This window comes from Paucisalibacillus globulus DSM 18846 (assembly GCF_000482485.1).
Lineage (GTDB): Bacteria > Bacillota > Bacilli > Bacillales > Amphibacillaceae > Ornithinibacillus > Ornithinibacillus globulus.
Genome location: NZ_KI519442.1, coordinates 1 through 23,218 on the forward strand (window position 1 = coordinate 1; position 23,218 = coordinate 23,218).

Sequence of the window (23,218 nt, forward strand, 5' to 3'; positions counted from 1 at the left end):
GTATGTGATTACGTCTTGTGAATTGACCCAACCTATAGTACCTGAGGTGCTACTTGGCTCCGCACTCAATAAGTAGAATAGTTTTCCATCTACTTCTATTTGCTTCTTAATATAATAGGAATATTTGGTGTGACTGTTTCCTGCTTTAAACTTTGAGGTCACATCATCTAATTGCCCATAAATCTCCACTTCAGAATTGGTTATTTGCCCTTTTCTACTTGTTACATTTTCTTTCATTGTCGGTGTTAAGTGGCTAGAGTGAATCCATATATTACCATCAGAACCTTCATAAGTACCACGATACCAAGTATTGCTGCCCACTTTTTCAGTCATGTTCACATTAAACTCTATATATTGCAAGAACTCCATGTCTGTGGAATCTAATATTATATTTTTCGAACCACCCCATGCTCGATTATAAGCTACACCAGAACCTTTAAAATAGAATATTTTTTCATTAGAATCTATATGCTTATGATCATAAGCAATTATATCGTCAGATTGTACCCAACCAATCGTCCCCTGATCACTACTAGGTAAATTACTTATCAAGAAATACTTTTTATTGTTGTGTGTAGTTTCAAGTTTAATATAGAAAGCTTGGTTAGTATATGTCGTCCCAGCTTGAAAATAAGTAGATTTTTTAAGATCATAATAGATTCGAGCATTAGTAGTTTTCATTTGTCCTAGCTTACTAGTTTTTGTAGTTATAATATTGGTAGTATTAATTTTTTGATTCCCACTACTGATATCTATACTACTAGATAATATACTAGCAACTTGATTCTCTGTAGGTATAGATTCTTCCACGGAGAATAATGTAAATTGTTCAACTTCACTCTGTTCAAGCTCATTACCTTGAAGTGAATTATTCTGTCCATCAATACTTTTATCCGTTTCACTTATATCAGTGTTCACATCAGTTACAATGGTACTCAAGTTATCCTCAACTATCATTTCATTAATAACGCCGTCAATGGACTCACCATCATCCAACTCATTCTCATCACTTGTTGGATGATCATCTGCATCCTGTAAATCTAATTCACTATTGCTTTCAACCTCTTCTGAATTTATATCAGTTGGTTCATTAATAGCTGCTACAAGCTCATCGGCATTAGCACTAGGTATAACTGTTGTAAAAATAATTAAAAAGATTAATAATAATACACCGATTTTTTTCATGTCAACCCCCTATATTCTATTTCTGCCATAAAAAGGTATTTATCTACGGTTATTTTAGTATACCGTTAAAAAAATCCTCCCATTCTCTGCCAATTTGTTCGATTGAAAATCTACTTGCATTTTCATAAGCGTTATTTCCTAGTTTTCTCCTTAATTTTTCATCTTCAATTAATTTAATTAGTGATTCAGCTAGTCTAACCACATCTCCATTATTTACCAATAAACCATCTTCACCATGGTTAATAATTTCTGAAGGACCATGTGGACAATCAAAACTAACAACTGGAACACCCTTCTGCATCGCTTCAACAATTACTAAACCAAAACCTTCCATTCGGGAACTAACAGCAAAGATTGAAGCTTTATTAAATTCTTCTTGTAATTTATTTGTTGGCCCCATTAAAAAAACATTTTTATAAAGGTGCTTCTCTTGGATTTGTTTTTCTAATTTTTTTTTCTCTGCACCTTTTCCGAAAATTTTCAAATTCCAATCTGGATGTTTTGCAGCTACTACTGAAAAGGCATTGATTAACAGGTCATAGCCTTTTACATAATCTAATCTACCAGCAGCTAGTATTGTTTTTTGATTTAGTTGAGATTTTTCATAGTTTAGGTCAATAACTGAGTTTGTAATTTTCCTAATCTTTATTTTAGAGTTTTTAAAGATTTCCTTATAATTATCATTGTCTTTATCTGTTAAGGTGATTAAATATTCCAATTTTGGATAACTTTTAATTATCGATCTTTTTAACTCCTCATCATGACTTTCGAAGTTAATGTGCTCTTGACCTACTTTTACAACTTTATTAGTTGCGTGTTTAGCTACAAACAGATTCAAACTTGGTCTAGTAGAAACAAGAACGCCACTTTTAAGAGATTTAATATAAGAAAGTAATTTTAGGTCTGTAATAATTGAGAATTGATTATAAGCAGATTCACTTCTGTGAATAAATATTGATTTTAATCTCATTAACCTATTGAATATTTTTTCTTTAAGACCCTTCTTCCTCTTTTTCAACTTATATAAGTCATGGATCGCTGTAACACTTACTTTTGGGTTAATTTCAAAAAACGGTTCTTTTTGTTTTCTAAATACGCTTATTATTTCAATGTTATAACCTTTTTCAGCTAGATAATTTGTTGTATTAAGAACTGTGCGTACTGTGCCACCCATACCATAGATGTTATATACTAGAAAGTAAATCTTCATTCTATTTCTAAACTCCCTTTTTAAGGTCTGAAAAATCTGTGTTCAATACTATTTCTGAAGCAGTTACTTTTTCCCAACTACAAAACCTATTATTAAAATACTAGCTTTAATTTCCTTTTTTCTACTCCAATTCAATTAATAAACAATATAAAAATACATTTTTGACTATCACATCTAATTAATAGTTAACCAAGGATACATATATTCTTCATTATGAATGGGAGATATTAAATTATCAATTGTTTAACCAAAATAAAATTTTACTAAACATTTGCATTTTTAACAAACTGCTGATTTTATGACAATAATATAATCGATAATTTTCTTTGTTATTTTTGATACATCCTCTTTACATAAATAATTACACGACTTAACAAGCATGTCCATTGAAATTATGTTACCATTAAAAAAATTACCCTAATCACATAAGTTATTCTATTAATCTCTTGAATTTTTGTTTATATTATTTTAAGTTCATAGTATAATGTTCTTAAATTAAATATAATGTAAAGAAAATGTTAATTCTAAATAAAAATCTCATATTAAAATATAATTGGGAAAATAGATGGAGGTCATCTTTGTGAAGAAAGTAATTACTTACGGAACATTTGATTTATTACACACTGGACACATTAATATACTTCGTCGTGCAAAAGAATATGGCGATTACCTAATCGTTGCAATTTCTGCTGACGAATTCAACGCCCTAAAAGGTAAAAAAGCATACTATACTTTCGAACAACGTAAAGCAATCCTAGAAGCAATCCGCTATGTTGACGAAGTAATCCCTGAATACACTTGGGAACAAAAAGTAGAAGACGTACAAAATCACGATGTTGATGTATTTGTAATGGGAGATGACTGGGAAGGTAAATTTGACTTCTTAAAAGATTATTGTGAAGTTGTTTACTTACCAAGAACAGTTGGAATTTCAACAACTAAAATAAAACAAGATCTAAACAACGCTCAGAATGGCTAGGGAGTTCTTCGTTTCTATTTATCTCTTTGTTTTTCAAGTTACTTTTAATATCTTCAAATTTTTTCCTCAAAAGAAGAAAACGACATTCGTTGCTTCATTTGGGGATAATATTTTGTTTACAGTAGAAGAACTTGAAAGGCAAACCAACGACCAGGTTGTTATTCTTAAAAACTCCCAGTGCAGAGAAAACTTTTATAGAGAGAATCGTATTATATTAGATTTTGAGACTACTAATGTTTTCCATTGGTTCAAATCTATCTATCACCTTGCAACATCAGATAGGATATTTGTTGATAATTACTATGGATTTTTAGCAGTAACCAACTTTAAAGAGAATGTCATATGCACACAACTTTGGCACGCAGCAGGTGCTATTAAACAATTTGCCTTAAAGGATCCTTCGGTAGAGTATCGTTCCGAAAGAGCCTACCAACGGTTTTTAGATGTATATCATCGTTTTGATTATGTTGTTGTCGGTTCAGAAAAAATGGCAAACATCTTTAGACAAAGCTTTGATTTATCTAATGATCATATACTTCGGACAGGCATTCCAAGAACAGACTTCTTTTATGATACTAAAGCAATGAAATCCGCAGAAGAATCTTTAATACAGGAATTACCTATATTGAAACGAAAAAAAGTAATTCTCTATGCACCAACATTTCGCGATCACAAATTAAATTCTGCAGAGTTAGAATTAGATATAAAAAAGTTATATAAATCCTTAAGTCGAGATTATGTACTATTTTTAAGGTTGCATCCAGCAATTAATGCAGAATTTGTAAACGAGTTTCCTGGATTTGTTTATAATGTATCAAGCTTTACTGATATTAACCCATTATTAGTCATAACGGATATACTAATTTCTGATTACTCCTCTATTCCATTTGAATTCTCTTTATTAAGAAAGCCTATAGTTTTTTACGCGTATGACCTGGAAGAATACACTAAAACACGCGGCTTTTGGGAGAATTATGAAGAGCTAGTTCCAGGACCAGTAGTCCGTACAACGACTGAAATCATTGATTTAATTAAAGCTAATCAATTTAATCTTCAAGAAGTAAATACTTTCGCAAATCAGTGGAATCAGTATTCACGTGGTTATTCCAGTGAACGACTTATTCAAGCAATCTACAAAGATGAAGAACAACTTAAAGCTGTGGAAAATTAATAAAGTTTCATCAATCCCTTTTTATTATTAAAATGGGATTTTTTTATTTATCCTATGTTAATTATGTAAATAATCTGTAAACTTTTCGTATTCCTGAACACTTCCCCTTTAAATTATATTACTATGAATTCAAGTCTAACTAGTCATAGTAATCTTCCCGATAAAAACCCAAGTGACTTTCAACAGATATACTTGAATTTCTTCTTTTAAGTGGAGTATTAGCAGATAAGTTTAATAACAATGTATATAAGGTAAGGAATCGCTAGTGAACAGGCATTTATTGTTACGGCAAATAAATACAATGTACATGAGATTTATTTATTCGCTCCTGCACACTTGTAATGCCATAATAACTGATTAAAGTTGCGGCTTGTATAGGATCCCATTGGTCAGTATACCAGGATAGATATCTGGTGAATACTTAAGCTATAGATGTGTGTTACCAGACACATCCCTCCTATATTTAATTTTAGAATAGATAAGAAGAACGAATTAAAGGGGCAAATTTGATGAGTCAATCTTCCTTTGTTAAAGGCACAATTATCCTGACAATAGCTACTCTTACCTCTAAAGTATTAGGAAGTGTTTTCCGTATTCCACTTCAGAACATTGCAGGGGATGAGGTACTTGGAATATTTAATTTAGTATATCCAGTCTATATGGTTGCACTCATCTTATCTGTTGCGGGTCTTCCACTTGCCATATCCAAGCTTATCTCAGAAGCAAGAGCAAAAGAAGACAATTCTTCTATTAGAGATATTTATTTAGCAGCAAGTATTCTTGCCGTTTTATTTGGCATTGTTAGTTTCACATTAATCTTTAGCTACTCTAACGAAATTGCGAATATGTTAGGAGGTGAGTCAACACGTCTAGCGTTGATCATAGTTGCCTCCACACTTCTGTTCGCTCCTTATATGGCCATTTATCGTGGGTATTTTCAAGGATTTGAGGAAATGAAGCAAACAGCCATTTCCCAAGTAATCGAGCAATTTGTACGTGCAGTGTTAATTATTGGAATTGCTTATTTTTTAGTACAGCAGAATTACACGGATGAAAAGATTGCTGGAGGGATAATGGTTGGTTCCGTAGTTGGAGTTCTTGTAGCATTACTATTTCTAAGGATTAGTTATAAGCGCTCCTCATTACAAATTACACCCTCAGATACTTTTTCATTAAAACGATTTATAAAATCATGCAAAAAAATATTATCTATATCTATTCCAATTGCAGTTGGATCGATTACGATGGCATTGTTTAATGCTGTTGATTCTTTTACCGTCTCCTACGCTTTGCGCTCAATCGGTATCTCAACAGACGCTGTGAATTATTGGTTTGGAATCTACAGTCGGGGATTAACCTTGGTGCAAATCGCAACAGTATTTGCCACATCCATCGTACTCCCTATTGTTCCACTAATTAGTTCCAAACTAGCTAAAAAGGATATTAAAGGTACACGGTTAATCATTGAACGTACTCATGAAATGACACATATCATTTCATGGCCAGTGGCAACTGGACTTCTAGCTTTAACATTACCGCTTAATCTTGCACTCTTTACAAACCTAGAGGGTAGTACGATGTTGGCAATTATCGGATTTAGCTCCATTTTCACTTCCTTAACACTTATTGGTACGGGAGTATTACAAGGTATCAATTTAGCTAAAACAGCCGCATCCATCATCATAGGTGGGGTATTTCTCAAGATTGTTACTAACATCCTTTTTATAAAATTATTTGGATTAGATGGAGCCGCAATCTCCACTTTACTTGTTTATTTCATTATCTTTATTGCCAATACTATTGTTATTTGGAAAAACATTAAAATCTCAGTTTTTCAAATGAATAAAATCAAGGTTATCCTTGCTTCAATTCTGGTAGGAATTCTTATTGGACTTCCTTCATGGATGATAAACTTTTCAGAATGGAATAGGTTATTGGCATTATTTTACATATTTATAGCTAGCCTTCTTGGAGTCGCAATTTACTTATCAGTCTTATTGCTTCTAAAGGTCATTGATACAAATTCCATTAAGGAACTACTAACAAAGTCTATTGGTAAGGGAGAATTTTAAGTGAAATATCAAAAGTATTTTTGGCTTATTTTAATATTATTACTATTAGCTTCATCACCAGGGATAATCAATAGATGGCATGTAGAAACAAGTAATAACAAATATGAAATCATCGCACCATATGAAGAAATACATGAACTTACTTTAGATGGAAATATTACTATAGAACACGCATTCAATAAGTTAAAAGAAGCAGGGTTAACAACAATAAGTTTATCCCCCCTCTCTCTTTTTGACTTAGAAAGACTAAACATACTTTCTATCTTTGAGCAACAGGAACTTGCCAAAGCAGCACAGTTCACTAACACTACCGAAGAATTTATCACTCCAGGATATTATTTAACCGTACCGAGTGATCCATACTATCAGGAATTAATAGTCCAATCTCTAAACCCAGAAATTCAAACTATTGGTGAACAACAATTCTATTTTTTAAAAGTGGAAGATGGAATTAATCGTTCTACAGTGGTGGGATATGATGAGTTAACAATGGAGCAAATTAAGAGTCATGGTCTAAGCTACATATTACGAGCAGAAAATACAATGAATCAAGAAGCTAATCACGGGGTTGTAAAGGCATTAATAGACCAAGATAACAGTCCAAATAGAGGATTACTCTTTATTGGACCAGAAGTTCTTGGTTATCCCAATGTTGATTTGATCAAGAACTGGGCTAGTGAGCTAAATCAATCTGGTTATACTTTTTACTCGATTGAATTTGATCACCAGCAAGGGATGCAATCAATAGCAAGGTTGACTGATTATAATACAGTAAGGTTACACAGTATATTTTTAGATAATAAAGACCTAAATGAAAATATTAATCAAGCCATAAGAGCGATTAAGGAAAGGAATATCCGCTCCGTATTATTTCATTTCCAAACCAGTGATTCAAAAAGTAGTTTAGAAAATGCAATCTCTTTTATTTCAGGAATAAATCAGGAAATACCTAGCCATTTTACAGCAGGTGTTCCGAAACCATTTAAGGAGATTCAAGTTTCCCACTGGATCATTATCTTACTTCTATTAGCTGGCGTTATATTTACCTATCTAGCTAGTCAAGTGTACCGAAATAAGTGGGTATCATTTAGTTCAGGAATTGGAATGTTACTCATAGCATTAGCCTACTTATTACTTGATAGACTCGTCCTATTACAAGGATTTGCTTTAATCATTGCGATTGTAACACCAATATATGCGATATTATCTACTACTGTCAGTAATCAAAAAATTATCATTCAATATTTAAAGGCGCTGGGAATTACTTTCGTTGGTATCGTAATTATTATTGGTCTTTTAAACGGGAACCCTTTTATCACTGGATTCGAAGTGTTTAGAGGTGTCAAATTAGTATATCTTATTCCAATTCCCTTTACAGGCTTATTCCTTTTCTACCGAGAGGGCCTATTACTATTAAATAAGGAAGTGAAATACTGGCATCTATTATTATTTCTTATCGTTGGTGCAATTGGAATTTATTATATCTCACGTACAGGAAATACTGGGGAAGTTAGTAATATGGAATTGTTATTACGAAATAAATTAGAAGAAATATTGTACGTTAGACCCCGAACCAAGGAAGTTTTAATTGGATTTCCTTTCTACTTATTAGGACTTTATTTATTAAGAAGACATCAATTAGTTGGGAAACTTTTTGTCCTTATAGGTGTTATTGGTTTTCTTTCTATTGTTAATACCTTTACCCATTTTCATATTCCATTGTATATCTCCTTATTACGGACAGTTTATAGTATTGTGTTGGGTTATTTGATGGGTATGTTATTTATTTATCTCTACAAACAGTTATTTCCCAAAGTCAGCAAAGTAATTAAAAAGAGGTGGATATGATGCATGTAGTTATTTCCGGATATTATGGTTTTGATAATGTTGGTGACGAAGCAATTCTATACTCCATCATCAGGACATTGAAAGAAATTCAACCTGATATAAAGATTACTGTCCTTTCCAACAACCCTGAGAAAACAAGTTATACTTATCATGTTCATAGTGTTAACAGGAGAAATATCGTTGCCATCCGAAAAGCCATTAAAGAATCTGATGGGCTTATAAGTGGAGGTGGTAGTTTATTACAGGATATAACTGGCCCCATGTCTATCCCTTACTATACTGGTGTTATTCAATTAGCAAAATGGCATAGAAAGCCTGTCTTTATCTATGCTCAAGGAATGGGGCCAATTAATCGTAAGTTTAGCAAGTTGATCGTAAGAATGACCTTAAATAAAACGGATCATATCACTGTTAGAGACGATAATTCAAAGAGCCTTTTAAAACTACTAGGTGTAAAGCTGGATGCTCGTTTAGCACCTGATCCAGTTTTAGGGCTTGATTCTAGTACCTTTATTAGCCCATGGATGGAAAGCCAAGACATTAGCAATTCAATTATTTCCGTAAGTGTCCGTCATTGGAAAGAATATACATCATTTAAACCAAAAATTGCACGCTCCCTCGATCACCTTGTTCAGAATGGGAATACAGTAATATTTGTTCCGATGCACGGACTACATGATCATCATGCTTCTGAAGAGGTTGCTTCCCTAATGGAGGAAAAATGCTTAATTTCACCACACGATGCGACTATTCAGGAGAAGATTGCACTTATTGGAAAGTCACAATTGTTGATTGGAATGCGCCTACATTCTTTAATATTTTCTGCTATCAATGCAACACCATTTATTGCCATTTCCTATGATCCTAAAATTGACTCGTTTGCTGAGATTTATAATCAACCAGTAATCGGAGATGTTACTGCAACCTCCTGGGGAGAGAAAGAGTTAGTAGAAAAAGTTAAATGGATTTTAGAACGCTCAGAAGAACATGAAACATACATTAAACAAAAACTTAAAATATGTAAAGAAGAGGCTATGGAAACTGCACTGGGTGCAATCCGGACAATTCGAGCAAGCGCTAAAGTAAATTAAGAGATAGAGGGGAAATATATAATGGGAATTCCGAAAAAGTCCATCTTTTCCATTCTAATTAGTCTGATATTAATTATTATGACTGTCGTATTTGTTTTAGGACCAACTAAACTTTTTAATAAAGCCGAACAGCTCTTATCTAACGCGACCCCAGAAAATGGTTACGAAATGGAAATTATGTATGATGGTGATCACTATAAATTGGATTATCCAATTTTAAGCGATAAAAATAGTGAAATTTATATTTCATTACCAGACATACAGCTAATTACAGATACGGATGTTAAAAAGAATGGCAACAGTTTAACTTTAACCTATCTAGATAACAGCGTAACTTACCAGAATAGTTTAGTTAAAAAAAGCAATGCGAAAGAAAATGAAATAAAAAACTATAAACTTCATAATGAATTGGTATACCTGCCTGAGGAGCATATTGAGAAATACCTAGGAATTAAAGTAGATTACTATCTAGATTCCAAATTCAATACCATCTCCCTCCTAAGTCCAACGGAGCAACAACTAGAGAATGTTGATAGGGAAATTGGTACTACTATATTCTTACACAAAAGTAATGTACCCCAATCTAAATATGAACCACGAAATGGTATCTACTTAGGTTCCTATGTCATTCAGGATGAGTATATAAACGCAGACATGAATACATTCAATGAAGTAACAAAAAAACAACATGCCTCCTTCTTTCGTTATGTTGGTTATGGTCAGCCTTTTCCTACTGAGTGGGCAGAGGAAGTAATCAAAGCAGGTGGCTTCCCTCAAATAGCCTGGGAACCAAACAATGGACTTGAGGAAGTTAATGATGACGAATATATGCGACAATTTGCCCGAGATGCAAATACTTTAGGTGTTCCCGTGTTATTACGTTATGCAAGTGAAATGAATGGAAACTGGACTGCTTATTCAGGCAATCCAGAGCTCTACATCGAGAAATGGAAAGTCGTCCATGATGTTATGGAAGAAGTAGCACCTAATGTCATGATGCTTTGGAACGTCTTCACCATGCCTGAAGACTCTATTGATGATTATTATCCTGGTGATCCATATGTAGATTATGTAGGAGTAAATATTTACAATGTTGTTTATCATAATGATAATTTAGAAGATAAATCTGATTTCGAAGACCCTCTAAGGCTACTGGATTTTGTTTATAATACCTACTCAGACACGAAACCAATTGTAATTGGGGAATTCGGGGCAACTAACTATACCGTTACGGATGGCTTATATCATATGGCATTTGCTGAAGAGAAAATAAAAAGAATGTATCGCTATCTTCCCGAGTTATATCCAAGAGTAAAGTTCATCTACTATTTCGATGTAAATAATTTAATTAATGCACCAGAAGGCAGAAAAATAAATAACTATGCCATTACAGAAAACGAAAGAGTAAAAAATGCTTATGCAAATAGCATACAAAGTGAATCCTATTTAACAACTATTCAAAATGACCCCTCTACTGAAGAAACGTACTCTTATCGGGATTTCTTGTTCTACTACAAGGATGAGCTTTATGTTGATCAACAATTTGTCGAAGAATACTTAATGATGGAAATAAAAGAGTTACATGAAACCCAATTTAGTGTGTCCTATAATGGAAAGACCGCTTCTATCAGTAGAAATACTCTACAAATAAACAAAGCTGCATTCTTTGAGAAAAGAACGATAAACGGAATATCACTTGATGAAATTATAAAGGAGTTCAACTTAGAGCATAAATACGATGGTAATACTATTCACATTTATCAATAGTAAAAGTGGAGTAGGATGTCGGTTGACATCCTACTCCACTTTTCTTTGTTTACCTCCCATTAGATTTAGTAATGGTCGGTAATTCGAACTGATTAACCCTGTTACTTCTACAATTAATTCAACTAATAATATCAGGGTTAAGATAATAATCGTTGATCCCCAAAGGGTCGATCGAGTAAATATTATGGCTGCTAAACTAAATAATGCACTTAAACCGTAAATCGTAATTACTGTTTGCCTATGCGTAAAGCCTAGGCGAATAATACAATGATGTAAATGGAATTTGTCTGGCGCAGCTATTGGCTGTTTATGAATAATACGGCGTATAATCGCAAAGGTTGTATCGAGTATCGGAATTCCTAAAATGATAATTGGAACCATTAATGAAAATAAAGCTACATTTTTATACAATCCTATTATAGAAATAACACTTATCATATATCCTAAAAAAAGTGAACCGGTATCCCCCATAAATATCTTTGCTGGATGGAAGTTAAACACTAGGAATCCAAGTGTACTTCCCAACATAATACAACCAATAAGGACCATCAATGTGTCCCCCATTGTTAAGGCTAATCCAGTTATCGTTAAAAATGCTATCGATGATACTCCTGCTGCCAGACCATCCAGACCATCGATAAAGTTAATCGCATTCGTAATGGCCACTATCCAAAGAATCGTTATTGGGATGGACATAAAGTCAAATTCAATTCGGTCTCCAAAAGGCATGGTAACAAACTCGATTCTAATTCCACCAACTGCAATAACTAATGCAGCAACTATCTGTCCAACCAATTTCACTTTATAAGATAGTCCTTTAATGTCATCTAGTATACCGATAATAATGATAATACTTGCACCACAAAGTATCGGCCATGTTTCCATTGTTTTTGGTATAAAAAGCAAATAGCCAATTATAAAACTTACAAAAATGGCAAGTCCCCCAAGTCTCGGCATTATTTGTTGATGGACTTTCCGTTTATTTGGTAAATCGACTGCTCCTACCTTCATTGCAATTCTTTTTACAATTGGTGTTAAAAAAATTGCAATACAAAAGCATAATAGAAGTGCCAAGTACTCCATTAAAATCCTCCTAATTTCGCCTCTTACTGGTCTGTTTCTTTTCTAATCAAAATTAATTATCACCAATATGTGCTTTTTATTGTAGTATTTATTATCCCAAATTTAGTTGTGCTTAAACACTGACTTTTTTTGGAGACGGGAAATATAATCTCTTATACTTTTCTAATTCATCTGTTGTCACTAGTACGGAAGGGAACTGTTTAAAGAACCGCATTCTATCCTCAGAATTCACTGTCCAAACAACTAACTGTATACCGACTTCTTCACACTTTTTAATATCCTCTTCATTAAGTGAATCCTGCTTAACAGCAATGTATTGTGCGTCTAGCTTATTAATTAGACGAAAATGAGGTCGCTTAAGTTTGCTTACAAGTGGACCAATTTTTACTTTTTTGGAGATTTTTCTTATATTAGCAAGTGATTGATGATTAAAGGATATAATATATACCTGTTCAAGCATATCCACCTTTTCAATTACTTTTAAAACTTTTTCTTCTATTCCTTTATATAATTTTGTGTCTTTTAACTCAATGGATACAATAATACGATTCTTCGCTAATTGTAACACCTGTTCTAATGTAGGAATTCTTTCTACACTTTTCACTTTAAATTCTTGGAGTTCTTTAAAGGAATACGAACGAATTTCACCTGTTCCGTCCGTCATTCGATCAATTCGATGATCATGCATGACAACAGGAACACCATCCTTACTTAAATGAACATCTAGTTCCATATGTGTGTAGCCTAACTCAATAGTAGCTTGAAAAGAAGACATTGTATTTTCTGGATACTTAACTGGATAACCTCTATGGCCTATTCCACGAACCATCATTAATTATTTCTCCTCTCCATACTTTTTTGGGCTATTCTATTAGTCTTATTATAAATTTTCAGTATTAAGCGAATATTAGTTCAAGGTAAATATAGTGTAAATCTGAAACTATTAAGATTTTAATAATGACATATACTACTACAACTAACCAATTTGGGAGGAGTATCATGAAAAAGGTTATTACGTATGGAACGTTTGACATACTTCATTCTGGTCATATCAACTTACTAAGACGCGCAAAGGAATACGGTGATTATTTAATCGTTGCCGCATCATCCGATGAGTTCAATGAAATAAAAGGTAAAAAAGCTTATTATTCCTTCGAACAACGTAAAATGATTTTAGAAGCAGTACGCTATGTAGATTTAGTAATCCCAGAGCACAATTGGGAGCAAAAGACAACGGATGTTAAGAAGTATAATGTTGATGTTTTTGTAATGGGTGATGACTGGAAAGGGGAATTCGATTTCTTAAAGGAATATTGTGAGGTAATCTATCTACCAAGAACGGTAGGAATATCCACTACAAAAATTAAAGAAGATTTAAATAAAAGATAATCATGATGAGAGAAGTTTTCATTACCATTTATCTATTTTCCTTTTGGGTTGTCTTTTCAATTTGCAAATTATTCCCTCTCCAGTCAAAAACCACTTTTGTTACAGCTTTTGGTGATAATGTCTTTTATACACTTCATGCTTTTGAAAAAGAATTGGACCAACCATGTGTTATTATACAATCCAACTTTTGCCGAGTCGATTTATCAAAGGAAAATCGAGAGGTTATTTGCTATAGGACAAGAAATCCTCTTAAATGGATACGGGCTGTCTATCACATTGCAACTTCTGAAAAAATCTTTATCGATACGTACTTTGCTTTTCTTTCTGTATCCAACTTCAAACCTTCTGTTATATGTACCCAACTATGGCATGCAGTAGGCGCTATGAAGAAATTCGGGTTAGAGGATCACTCGGTTAAACATCGATCAAAGACCGCTAAAAGGCGTTTCAAAGAAGTTTATAAGCGTTTTGACTTTGTTGTTATTGGATCAGAAAATATGAAGGTCATTTTTAAGAGGGCATTCGGTATCAATGACAATCAACTAATACGTACAGGAGTTCCGCGGACGGATTTCTTTTTTAATGAGGATGAAAAAAGTCATGCAATCCAAAAGATGAAAGAAGAATTTCCAATTATGGAAGACAAAAAAGTATTATTGTATGCCCCAACATATCGTGACAATCAATTTGTAGTAAGTGATTTAGCACTAGAATTACCTAAAATGCAGGAAAAACTAGGGGAGGAATATGTTCTATTCTTAAGTCTTCATCCTGCGGTCAAAATGAAATTCCATAACCATTATGCTGATTTTGTATTTGATGTATCCGACTATCACATTAACCATATTTCCTTAGTAAGTGATATTCTCATTACCGATTATTCCTCTATTCCATTTGAATTTGCTATCCTTCACAAACCAATTATCTTTTTTGCTTATGATTTGGATAAATACGAGGAAGACCGCGGACTCTGGGATAAATACGAAAACCTTGTTCCTGGTCCAATCGCCAAAAGTACAGACGAACTGATACACATTATACAATATAACGAATTCGATATAGAAAAACTAATCCAGTTCGGAGATGAGTGGAACCGTTATTCAACCGGGAATTCAAGTGAAAGACTTATTAAAGCTATCTATGGAAATGAAAAATGACACGAAAGAGCTTATCGGCTTTTTCATGTCATTTTTTTAGGCGTATTTTCGATTTCATTCCATACTGTATAGTACCTAGAAGTACCTAGGACAATTATAATTGTTCTTGTTCTTTCTGTTTTCGTTTAGTAAATAGTCTTTTAAAGAAGTCTAAAACTGGACGTTTTCCACCCATTACAATCCCTGCCAACTCAGCAAGAATGTGTAGTAGGATTAATAATATAAATACAACTAAAAGATTAGCAGTTATCGTTGTTTCCGAAAATATAATAGCTAGTGCACCAAATATAGCACTAATACCATATAAAATTAGCACTGTTTTCCGGTGACTATAGCCTGCATTTAAGAGTTGATAATGAATATGCTTATTATCTGGTTTCATGATATTTTGCTTATTCATGGAACGCCTTAATATAGCAAATACTGTATCAAAAATCGGTACAGCTAATACGATAATTGGAATAACAAAACTCAATAAAGCAATATTTTTAAACAATCCTAATATCGAAATAACCGCAATCATATAACCTAGGAAGTTTGAACCCGTATCCCCCATATATATTTTGGCAGGATGAAAGTTATGGAATAAAAATCCAAGATTCGCACCAATTAATACAATACAAAAATAAGCTGCTAATATTCGAACATCAATAATCGCCATAATAAACAAACTTATTAATGCTATCGTGGTAACACCGGTAGCTAGTCCATCTAGTCCATCAATTAAATTTATCGCATTCGTAATTCCAACTACCCATAGCACCGTTATTAAGACACTTAAAAATCCAAGCTCAACTTGTCCAATAAATGGTAAGGTAATACGTTCAATGATCAGTCCACCCGAAATTAGAAAGGACGTAGCTATTAATTGTCCTGTTAGTTTTGCAATCGGTCGAATAGTAAATCTGTCATCAAGCGCACCCGTAATTAAAATAATAATAGCTCCACATACAATTTCAAATAAGTGTTCATCTTGAGGCTGCAAATATAGTGCACCAAGAAAAGCACCAATAAATATTGCTAGGCCTCCTAGTCTTGGTGTCACTTTCTTATGTATTTTTCGGTGATTGGGAAAATCAACTGCACCAATCTTAACCGCCAACTTTTTCACAGGAAGAGTTAACAACAAAGTAGAAAGCAAAGCTATGGTAAAAGCTATTCCCAAATCCAAATAATTAAACATAGCATTCTCCCTATTATCTTTTTCATAATTATATTTAGAATTATACCGGAGTTAGACAACTAATGGCAAATTTATCTTCAATTTGACAAGTTAAGGGACGAGTTGAACACATATATTTTTGAATAATGACGTAACCAAACAAGGAACCGCATTCGGTTCCAGGTTAACTTTCTCCTTTTCTATACTCCTCATTACGCTGGTTAAACTCATCCTCCGTTACTGCTTGAAATAAAACGTTGTCCTCAGATTCCCAGAATGACAAATCAAAACTGGATGCATCTTCTTGATGGAAGTTTCCTTCTAATTTCATTGCCTTCCCATCTACTGTCGTGTGAAATTCTATCATGAGTCCATCCGTTATTCCGTTCAACGCATAGGTAGTCTCTTCGTAAGCGTTATTTTTGTTCGTCATCATTACTAGAGATCCGGACACTTCCCCTTCTAGCAATGCCTCATCTATTTTGATGAAGAGTTGGAAGGATTGTTCTTCATCTGTGTAAAGAAACCCATAGATACTTTTTAGGTCGTTGAAAAACTTTCTAATACGTTCTTTTTCCTTATATTCCGCATGGTATATGAGGGAGTCAAACTCATCTTGCAGTTCATTTATAGTAACCTGCAACTCTTCTTTATCGGCAGCCTTGTATAATTTACCGTCACTATCTCCTTGAAGTTGTATGAATAGATTTCCTTCTCTTAAGGTAGCTTGATAAATCGTTTTATCGCCATCCTTATTTAAAATCAGTTCATAATTATTTCCACTCTTTTCACCCTTCAAAGAGTATGTCTTTTCTTCCAATACTGGATCTTGACCAGGTTCTTCTATGATGAATTGTTGATGAAGTTTACCTTTCAATTTTTCCTTTTGGATGGTTAGCTCCATCCAGTGTAGTTCACCTTGATTCTGAAAGAGAAAAATATCGGGTTGGCTTTTCATTGCACTTTTTTCTTTAGCGTCAGATATCAACCACCCAAGCGACACAATAAGTACCATTGCCAGAACACCTATAACGACATACTTGACTCTCTTCATCTCATCTCACCCCTAAGAGTTTATCTTACAGACCGAATACAGTTACAACTTTCTTATAGTCTATATTAATTCAATTACATGCCTTTTCATACAATTTATTTTATATATTGCCATTTTCTTCCGATATATCATATAGAACATAATTTAATACTAAATCCATTTTCTCTTTCTGCTTTATTAGTGATTTTAATAATAATTTACTACGGGATAAAGGAGCCTGATAATATGTTGAAAAGCAGACTAGCTAAAAAGGAATATCTATTTCGTAGAACATTCTTTATGATTTCTGATGACGTATTAGTGGAATTGGTCGCTTTACTTAAAGAGCCGAATCAATATACCTATACAGAGCTCCATGAGAGTAGTGATACGATAGCTATCGTATCAAGAGAAATGAAAATAGCGGCACTTCCTAGGAGAAAGGCAAAATTATTACTAAATAACGAATATCTTATTGAACAACATCCAATTAATCATTATCAATTTAATTATTTAGTAAGTAGTTATCAGGAAAGTCTGTTAGATGTCACAAATGAACTACTTGAACACATTAAAAAGGGCCGATAACTTTAGTTTATCGGTCCAATCCCGTCCTTTAACTTCCTGTACTTTTCTTCCTAATGACAAAAAACAACCGACACCACTCACGCGGTATCGGCTGCTCATGACATCCTCACATACTGTTCACGACGAAACCTCTTAAAAAACGCATAGAACATAATCGGAAAAAACATTACATAGATTATTCGTTTCAGGAAAGTCTTTCTCTTATTTAGCATCGGTTATTATCCTCTCTATTAAGAAAATATCGTTTTATACCGTTCCAATTCATCTGTAGTCACCAAGATAGATGGATATTGCTTAATGGATTTCATCTGTTCCACTGTATTCACTGTCCAAACCACAAGCTGTATGATCATGCATCACAACAGGAATCCCATCTTTACTCATATGCACATCAAGTTCCATATGTGAAAAGCCTAGGTCAATTGCTGCATGAAAGAATGATCATGTATTTTCCGGGTAGTTCACTGGATAACCACGATGGGCAATGCCTCGAATCGTCATTTACATCTCCCTTTACTTACATGTAATATCGCTTCACCTTTAGTATAAAGCTCCAATATTAATTGATTATTAGTGTAGTGTGAAATAATTGTAAAAGAGAATTTCACTTCTAAAATATGTACATATCTTTTCATTCTTCAGGTATATCCCCTTTATTAAAGGAAATCATGAAATTAATCATATAATTTTCCATGTTCGACAGCATTCTCAATTGAGAACAACTATAATGGAATTAGATCCTATGCTACATAAGCGAAAGGAGGGATTTAGTGAAGAAAAAGATACTGATAGCTGCACTCACAGGTGTTGTAGCATTAGGAACGCTACAACTTGTTCCCGTCATTGCAGGTGAAAAGCATGATAGCCCATCTCCTAAGGATAAGCCAAATACATCCATAAATGATCTACGACCCGATAGAGCGTCGGGTCTAGATAACGAACGAATCAAGTCTTTAGCTGAAGAATATGGTATCTCATTAGAGGGCAAAGATTTAGAAACCGTTCAAACAGAACTACGAGATGCGTTAATGAATGCAAAGGCAGATGAGTTAGGAATTTCTACAGATAGCAAAAGTCTTGACGAACTAGAGCTTGAATTTAAAGCCGCTTCCGGTAAAGATTTCGAAACAACTGATGCAGAAGGTAATCTATCCGAGGATAGTAATGATTACCGGATGAACCTTGGAAACCGAGCAGACTTACTGAAGGACAAAGCAAAAGAGCTCGGCATTGAAACAGATGACAAAGACTCTGATGCCATTCAACAAGAAGTTTTAGAAAGAATGATGAATGAAAAAGCTGCGGAATTAGGGATTTCTACAGATGGTAAAGATTTCGGTACGCTAAAGGAAGAATTAAAAGAAGCAATGGACAAAGATAGGTAATGAATGGCCTACCCTCATGCAGGGTCAGATTTTCATTAGAAAAGGGAAATTCCACACCACTTTAATAGTCGTGCGGAATTTCCCTTTATTCATTATCTAATTCTGTCAAACTTACCGTGGCCATTTCCTTGTGGTCCCATGACGACGGAATACGATACGTTACCAGCATTGTCAATTGTAGTCACTTCTACAACAGAGCTTGGATGAACGTTCTTTAATAGATATTCTGTTTCGCCCTCTGGTACGTCAACTTCTTCCCCATTCACTTCAATGATCAGTTCACTAATTCCGCTTCCTTGACCATCTCTAACCATGATTAGCGCTTCACGCTTACCACGTTGAATAACGGAGCGAATGGATGGTTTTGTTGTATCAAGCAATACTGGGATTTCAATAGATTGTGCCTCTGCACCTTCAAAGTCAATTACTCCTTCAGCTTGTAAGTAATAGTGACCATCACGTGCTTTCTTACCATTTATTGTTCCATCCCACATCCAATCAGACGAAACCTTGTAATGAGATGCTCTGCCACTATCATAATAGTCTTTACGTAAGTATTCCTCTGTAGCAATCGTTTCTACTACATTGCCTTTTGCATCGAGAACATTAAAGGAAACTTCTTTTACGTTTCTTAAGAATGATAGAAGTAACCCTGCATCATCTAGTACCCCGTCTCCATTTGGAGAGAATGCTAGATTAGAGTCATCTTGGCCAATATAATCAAAGTTACCTTCACCAAGAGACGTTACAACACCCGTCACTTCATAGAAACTTGTACCGCTCCATAGGGCTGTATCAAAGATTGGAGCATCATCCCACTCCCCTTTAAATCCAACATATGGAACAGATAGTTCAGGATTTATGTCAGTCGGGTCTGTTAATGTTACAAAACCTTCTAACCAGTATCCGTTTGTATAAATTGATTTTAGGTCCGCATCCCAATCACTTACATCAATCGTAACTTCAAATGATGCTGTTCCATTTGCAGGAACTTCCACTGTGCTAACTGCTTCCCCATTAACCGTTGTTACGTCACCAAGATCTAATGCACCGTATAAATTAGGAGCTGTTACAGTCACTCCAGCATTTACTGGCGTATCTGTTTGTGCATTTGCACTTACTTCATAGCTTACCGCTTCATCTGTGAAGTTTTCAGCTGTTAATTCAAATGTTACTTGGTTTTCGTTTACTTCTTTCAGTGCTACTTTTGCTTCCCCTGTCTCGGAGTCTGTCACGATTACTGGCGTAGATAATGCAGCATGTAATTGCATTAGACCAGCACCTTGACGACGTGGTGAAACAAGGGCACCATCAAATTCTACTAGAGCAGACGTGTTCATTAATAGCTTCTTCGCAAATTCCACACGGTCTCTACCTTCTAGACCGAAGTCTGAATCCACACGTTCCATTACTAACGCACTACCACCAGCAACATGTGGAGCAGCCATGGAAGTACCATTTTTCGAACCATATCCCCCATTATTTAATGTGGAGTAGATTTGTCCACCAGGAGCAGTGATTTCTGGTTTGAAATCTAGATTTTGTGTTAATCCCCAAGAGGAGAATGCACTCATTTTTCCAGCTTCCGCATTTGGAACTGCAGTTTTACCACCCGTGAAGGTTACGGATGCAGCTTGTCCATCTAATAGAGCTTGAGCAAGTGCATCTCCATCAGTTTTTCCTAGGAATAATTGTGGAATCACAATCGCAGGGTCAGATGCCATGCTGATCATACCATCTGTGTTGTTATAGACAATCACACCGCTAGCACCAGCTGCTTGTGCGTTTAATGCTTTCGTTACGAAGTCTAATTCCCCACGTTGAACAAGAGCAAATTTACCTTCTACTTCTTTTCCTTCATAATCTTCTGGATGTCCTAATCCAGCTTCTACTAGCTCAAATGTCGTTCCAATCGTAGGAGCAACAGCACCAGCCGACATAAATCCAGCATTTTCTCCGTCTGCCCCGTCAATAGAATATTGAAGCTCATCTACGGAAGTATGCGAGTTTTCAAATGATGCGACTTGCAGGGAATCATAAGAAATCCCAGGTGAACCTACTACGCCATAATCTGGATTGGAAGCATATGGATAGAAGAATCCATCGCCATACATTGCAGAGTTACCTGCAGAAATGGCCATCATAATTCCGTTCTCCACCGCGCGTGAAACCGCTACTTGGTCTGGTGATTCATGATTTACGAATCCAGCCGGAGAACCTAAACTCATATTTAATACATCTGCACCTAGCTTAATGGCATCATCAATTGCAGCAACATAAATATCACTATATGTACCACCAAATGCCGGATCATTACTAAATACTTTTAAGTTTAAAATCTGTGCCTCAGGAGCGATACCGGTAATTCCGCCATTTTCCACATCACCGTTTGCACCAACCGTACCTGCTACGTGCATACCATGAGCACCTGAGCTACCGTTAAAGTCTGTATAATCATGATTTTGGTCAAAATAGTTGTATCCATAAGGAACTTTTTCTGTATAATACTTTCCTGGTAGTCCTTCTGAAGTAATTACAGAAGTAACATCATCTTCTGTTAAAGCTACCTCAGTCTCTTCAGAAATAAGAAAATCTTGGTGGCCATGGTCTACACCAGAGTCAATAACTCCGACTACCATGCCTTCCCCTTTATAGCCGTATTCGTTCCAAGCAAATTGTGCCTCTACTAAATCCTTCGAGTACTCCATGTCTGGTTCTACGATAGGCTTTTCATATAATGTAGAGATCACAACATTTTTAACGTTAGGAAGCTTTTTGATTTTTTCAATATCACCATATTTCACTTCCGCACTAAAGCCGTTCATTACTGCATCAAAGTCTTGAAGGTATTCCGCATCAATCTTCTTATCCTTCATTGCTTTCTTCGCAGCTTGTTTCTTCGATTTCGCTTCATTTAGAAGCTTCTTCTTCTCACTTACACTTAAGTCGCCAAACTTAACCCCTTTTTTTGTAGCTTTTTCAATAGGGGCTTCCCCGTCAATTTCAACCGTGACCCGTACCACTTCATCTACGTCATATGCTGTGATGTTATCTTCAGAAAGTGTTTCTTTCTTCAAATTGGTTCTATCAACGACAATATTTCCCGGTGCAGCATACGCAAAGGTACTAAACGCTAATAGAAAAATTAATGATAATACCGAAGTTCTTTTCAACATCTTGCGCATTTCCTTCCTCCTTCGTAAGTTTGACTAGTTTTTTTAAGTCTTTAGTCCTCTACTTTACTCTAGTAGTCTAAAAACTTAGTAATTTTAATGATAGATAATTCCCAAAAGTTAGACAAGATATAAAAGTCGTAGTTAAATATAATTAGAGATTCCTGTTGTTTCGATAAGAATTGGCAATTTTCTGCGATATACTGTATAAATTTATAGGTAATTTTCCCTGTTTATTGTTGGAAATGGACGTTTTAGTGAGCAGATTTGGAGTGTTTTTTTGATGTTGAGCATGGAGTGTTCTTATGCTAAGATACCCTTGAGCATACTAATATTTTCCAGAATGAGGTGAGTTCACATGAGCAGTGCATACTATTTCGCATTAGCAGCTATTCTAGCAGTCATTCCAATTCTATTAATCTTTAAAGTTAACATTGAAAAAATTAAAGAAAACCCAAGTGACGTTGGAAGCGCACAGACCAAATTTTTCATCGGAGTAGCAATCGCAGAGGTCATTCCAATCATCCTAATTGTCCTAGGGTTAATGGACCTAACACCCGCTTCCTCGATTGAAGAACTATACATACCAGGATTAATCGTCATTCTATGTATGGTCTTTGCACCATTCTTCATTCTCCTACAACGATCTGTAGGCGTACCCGAAGAAGCAAAACAAAAAGTTACTACATTTTCCATGATCGCCTGGGCAATGGTCAACGCCATTCCATTCATCTCAATCGTTGGGCTATTGTTGATATTGCCTTAGGGTGAACCTTCCTTTTTGGGGAGGTTTTTTTGTTTTTTGGGGTTGGGGCGGATGTTCCGGGGATTTTGGCCGATATTCTCGGCTTGTGGCTGATGTTCTCTGACTTCGGCCGATGTTTCGGGATTTTGGCGGATGTTCCCTGACTTCGGCGGATGTTCC

18 protein-coding genes and 1 pseudogene are annotated in these 23,218 nt (G+C 34.9%); 11 read left to right on the forward strand and 8 right to left on the reverse strand.

Translation table 11 applies throughout. The features are described from left to right. Both K332_RS23140 and K332_RS0121600 read right to left on the reverse strand, forming a co-directional pair. A pseudogene (locus tag K332_RS23140) lies at nt 1-1,185 on the reverse strand (GW dipeptide domain-containing protein); the annotation flags it as partial. Nucleotides 1,186-1,234: 49 nt separating this feature from the next. Further along, nucleotides 1,235-2,395 (reverse strand): glycosyltransferase family 4 protein, encoded by a 1,161-nt coding sequence (locus tag K332_RS0121600; RefSeq protein WP_026909348.1) that lies wholly within the window; start codon nt 2,393-2,395, stop codon nt 1,235-1,237. A 580-nt stretch (nt 2,396-2,975) separates the two neighbouring features. On the opposite strand from K332_RS0121600, the gene tagD (K332_RS0121605) reads away from it, so the two are divergent. From tagD (K332_RS0121605) to K332_RS24330, 6 genes are all read left to right on the forward strand, one after another. Further along, on the forward strand, nt 2,976-3,374 hold the full coding sequence (gene tagD / locus K332_RS0121605; RefSeq protein ID WP_026909349.1) for a glycerol-3-phosphate cytidylyltransferase: 399 nt from the start codon (nt 2,976-2,978) through the stop codon (nt 3,372-3,374). A gap of 112 nt (nt 3,375-3,486) precedes the next feature. Then, the gene (locus K332_RS0121610) at nt 3,487-4,545 is read left to right on the forward strand and encodes a CDP-glycerol glycerophosphotransferase family protein (RefSeq protein WP_051359587.1); all 1,059 of its coding nucleotides are present in this window, start codon (nt 3,487-3,489) and stop codon (nt 4,543-4,545) included. A gap of 509 nt (nt 4,546-5,054) precedes the next feature. Further along, entirely contained in the window at nt 5,055-6,617 is a 1,563-nt protein-coding gene (locus K332_RS0121615; RefSeq protein WP_026909351.1) for a putative polysaccharide biosynthesis protein, read from the forward strand. Beyond that, nucleotides 6,618-8,465, forward strand: coding sequence for a DUF5693 family protein (locus K332_RS0121620; protein ID WP_026909352.1), 1,848 nt, complete (start codon nt 6,618-6,620; stop codon nt 8,463-8,465). Next, entirely contained in the window at nt 8,462-9,556 is a 1,095-nt protein-coding gene (gene csaB, locus K332_RS0121625; protein WP_342665486.1) for a polysaccharide pyruvyl transferase CsaB, read from the forward strand. The genes K332_RS0121620 and csaB overlap by 4 nt, the downstream gene beginning before the upstream one ends. Nucleotides 9,557-9,577: 21 nt before the next feature. After that, a complete protein-coding gene (locus K332_RS24330; protein WP_051359588.1) occupies nt 9,578-11,323 on the forward strand; it encodes a glycoside hydrolase family 26 protein in 1,746 nt (581 codons plus the stop codon). A gap of 30 nt (nt 11,324-11,353) precedes the next feature. Here K332_RS24330 and K332_RS0121635 read toward each other — a convergent pair whose 3' ends face one another. Together K332_RS0121635 and K332_RS0121640 are read right to left on the reverse strand one after the other, a co-directional pair. Further along, entirely contained in the window at nt 11,354-12,406 is a 1,053-nt protein-coding gene (locus K332_RS0121635; protein WP_026909354.1) for a glycosyltransferase family 4 protein, read from the reverse strand. Nucleotides 12,407-12,518: 112 nt separating this feature from the next. Continuing rightward, on the reverse strand, nt 12,519-13,238 hold the full coding sequence (locus K332_RS0121640) for a glycerophosphodiester phosphodiesterase (RefSeq protein ID WP_026909355.1): 720 nt from the start codon (nt 13,236-13,238) through the stop codon (nt 12,519-12,521). Between the two features lie 167 nt (nt 13,239-13,405). Between K332_RS0121640 and tagD (K332_RS0121645) the strand changes: the two genes are divergently transcribed. Then, nucleotides 13,406-13,795 (forward strand): glycerol-3-phosphate cytidylyltransferase, encoded by a 390-nt coding sequence (gene tagD, locus K332_RS0121645; RefSeq protein ID WP_026909356.1) that lies wholly within the window; start codon nt 13,406-13,408, stop codon nt 13,793-13,795. Nucleotides 13,796-13,797: 2 nt separating this feature from the next. After that, the gene (locus K332_RS0121650; RefSeq protein ID WP_026909357.1) at nt 13,798-14,952 is read left to right on the forward strand and encodes a CDP-glycerol glycerophosphotransferase family protein; all 1,155 of its coding nucleotides are present in this window, start codon (nt 13,798-13,800) and stop codon (nt 14,950-14,952) included. A gap of 94 nt (nt 14,953-15,046) precedes the next feature. On the opposite strand, the gene K332_RS0121655 is transcribed toward K332_RS0121650, so the two are convergent. Continuing rightward, entirely contained in the window at nt 15,047-16,135 is a 1,089-nt protein-coding gene (locus K332_RS0121655) for an MraY family glycosyltransferase (RefSeq protein ID WP_026909358.1), read from the reverse strand. 163 nt (nt 16,136-16,298) lie between these two features. After that, the gene (locus tag K332_RS0121660) at nt 16,299-17,168 is read right to left on the reverse strand and encodes a hypothetical protein (RefSeq protein WP_026909359.1); all 870 of its coding nucleotides are present in this window, start codon (nt 17,166-17,168) and stop codon (nt 16,299-16,301) included. Between the two features lie 225 nt (nt 17,169-17,393). Here K332_RS0121660 and K332_RS0121665 point away from each other — a divergent pair, with 225 nt between their 5' ends. Then, a complete protein-coding gene (locus K332_RS0121665; protein WP_026909360.1) occupies nt 17,394-17,735 on the forward strand; it encodes a hypothetical protein in 342 nt (113 codons plus the stop codon). Between the two features lie 294 nt (nt 17,736-18,029). Here K332_RS0121665 and K332_RS24765 read toward each other — a convergent pair whose 3' ends face one another. Continuing rightward, nucleotides 18,030-18,158 carry a glycerophosphodiester phosphodiesterase family protein gene (locus K332_RS24765; protein WP_425414473.1) on the reverse strand — a complete coding sequence of 43 codons (129 nt, stop codon included), beginning with the start codon at nt 18,156-18,158 and terminating at the stop codon, nt 18,030-18,032. A gap of 347 nt (nt 18,159-18,505) precedes the next feature. On the opposite strand from K332_RS24765, the gene K332_RS0121670 reads away from it, so the two are divergent. Then, nucleotides 18,506-19,120, forward strand: a complete 615-nt coding sequence (locus K332_RS0121670; RefSeq protein WP_026909361.1) for a hypothetical protein — start codon at nt 18,506-18,508, stop codon at nt 19,118-19,120. A gap of 92 nt (nt 19,121-19,212) precedes the next feature. Here K332_RS0121670 and K332_RS23150 read toward each other — a convergent pair whose 3' ends face one another. Further along, the gene (locus K332_RS23150; RefSeq protein WP_051359589.1) at nt 19,213-22,305 is read right to left on the reverse strand and encodes a S8 family serine peptidase; all 3,093 of its coding nucleotides are present in this window, start codon (nt 22,303-22,305) and stop codon (nt 19,213-19,215) included. Nucleotides 22,306-22,651: 346 nt separating this feature from the next. Here K332_RS23150 and K332_RS0121680 point away from each other — a divergent pair, with 346 nt between their 5' ends. After that, nucleotides 22,652-23,059 (forward strand): hypothetical protein, encoded by a 408-nt coding sequence (locus tag K332_RS0121680; RefSeq protein WP_026909362.1) that lies wholly within the window; start codon nt 22,652-22,654, stop codon nt 23,057-23,059. Nucleotides 23,060-23,218 lie beyond the last annotated feature (159 nt).

What these genes read in the sequence shown, in the direction of transcription:
- K332_RS0121600 (WP_026909348.1), bottom strand. Translation starts at nt 2,395, where the DNA reads ATGAAGATTTACTTTCTAGTATATAACATCTATGGTATGGGTGGCACA.
- K332_RS0121615 (WP_026909351.1), top strand. Translation starts at nt 5,055, where the DNA reads ATGAGTCAATCTTCCTTTGTTAAAGGCACAATTATCCTGACAATAGCT.
- csaB (WP_342665486.1), top strand. Translation starts at nt 8,462, where the DNA reads ATGATGCATGTAGTTATTTCCGGATATTATGGTTTTGATAATGTTGGT.
- K332_RS24330 (WP_051359588.1), top strand. Translation starts at nt 9,578, where the DNA reads ATGGGAATTCCGAAAAAGTCCATCTTTTCCATTCTAATTAGTCTGATA.
- K332_RS0121635 (WP_026909354.1), bottom strand. Translation starts at nt 12,406, where the DNA reads ATGGAGTACTTGGCACTTCTATTATGCTTTTGTATTGCAATTTTTTTA.
- K332_RS0121640 (WP_026909355.1), bottom strand. Translation starts at nt 13,238, where the DNA reads ATGATGGTTCGTGGAATAGGCCATAGAGGTTATCCAGTTAAGTATCCA.
- tagD (WP_026909356.1), top strand. Translation starts at nt 13,406, where the DNA reads ATGAAAAAGGTTATTACGTATGGAACGTTTGACATACTTCATTCTGGT.
- K332_RS0121650 (WP_026909357.1), top strand. Translation starts at nt 13,798, where the DNA reads ATGATGAGAGAAGTTTTCATTACCATTTATCTATTTTCCTTTTGGGTT.
- K332_RS0121655 (WP_026909358.1), bottom strand. Translation starts at nt 16,135, where the DNA reads ATGTTTAATTATTTGGATTTGGGAATAGCTTTTACCATAGCTTTGCTT.
- K332_RS0121660 (WP_026909359.1), bottom strand. Translation starts at nt 17,168, where the DNA reads ATGAAGAGAGTCAAGTATGTCGTTATAGGTGTTCTGGCAATGGTACTT.
- K332_RS0121665 (WP_026909360.1), top strand. Translation starts at nt 17,394, where the DNA reads ATGTTGAAAAGCAGACTAGCTAAAAAGGAATATCTATTTCGTAGAACA.
- K332_RS23150 (WP_051359589.1), bottom strand. Translation starts at nt 22,305, where the DNA reads ATGCGCAAGATGTTGAAAAGAACTTCGGTATTATCATTAATTTTTCTA.
- K332_RS0121680 (WP_026909362.1), top strand. Translation starts at nt 22,652, where the DNA reads ATGAGCAGTGCATACTATTTCGCATTAGCAGCTATTCTAGCAGTCATT.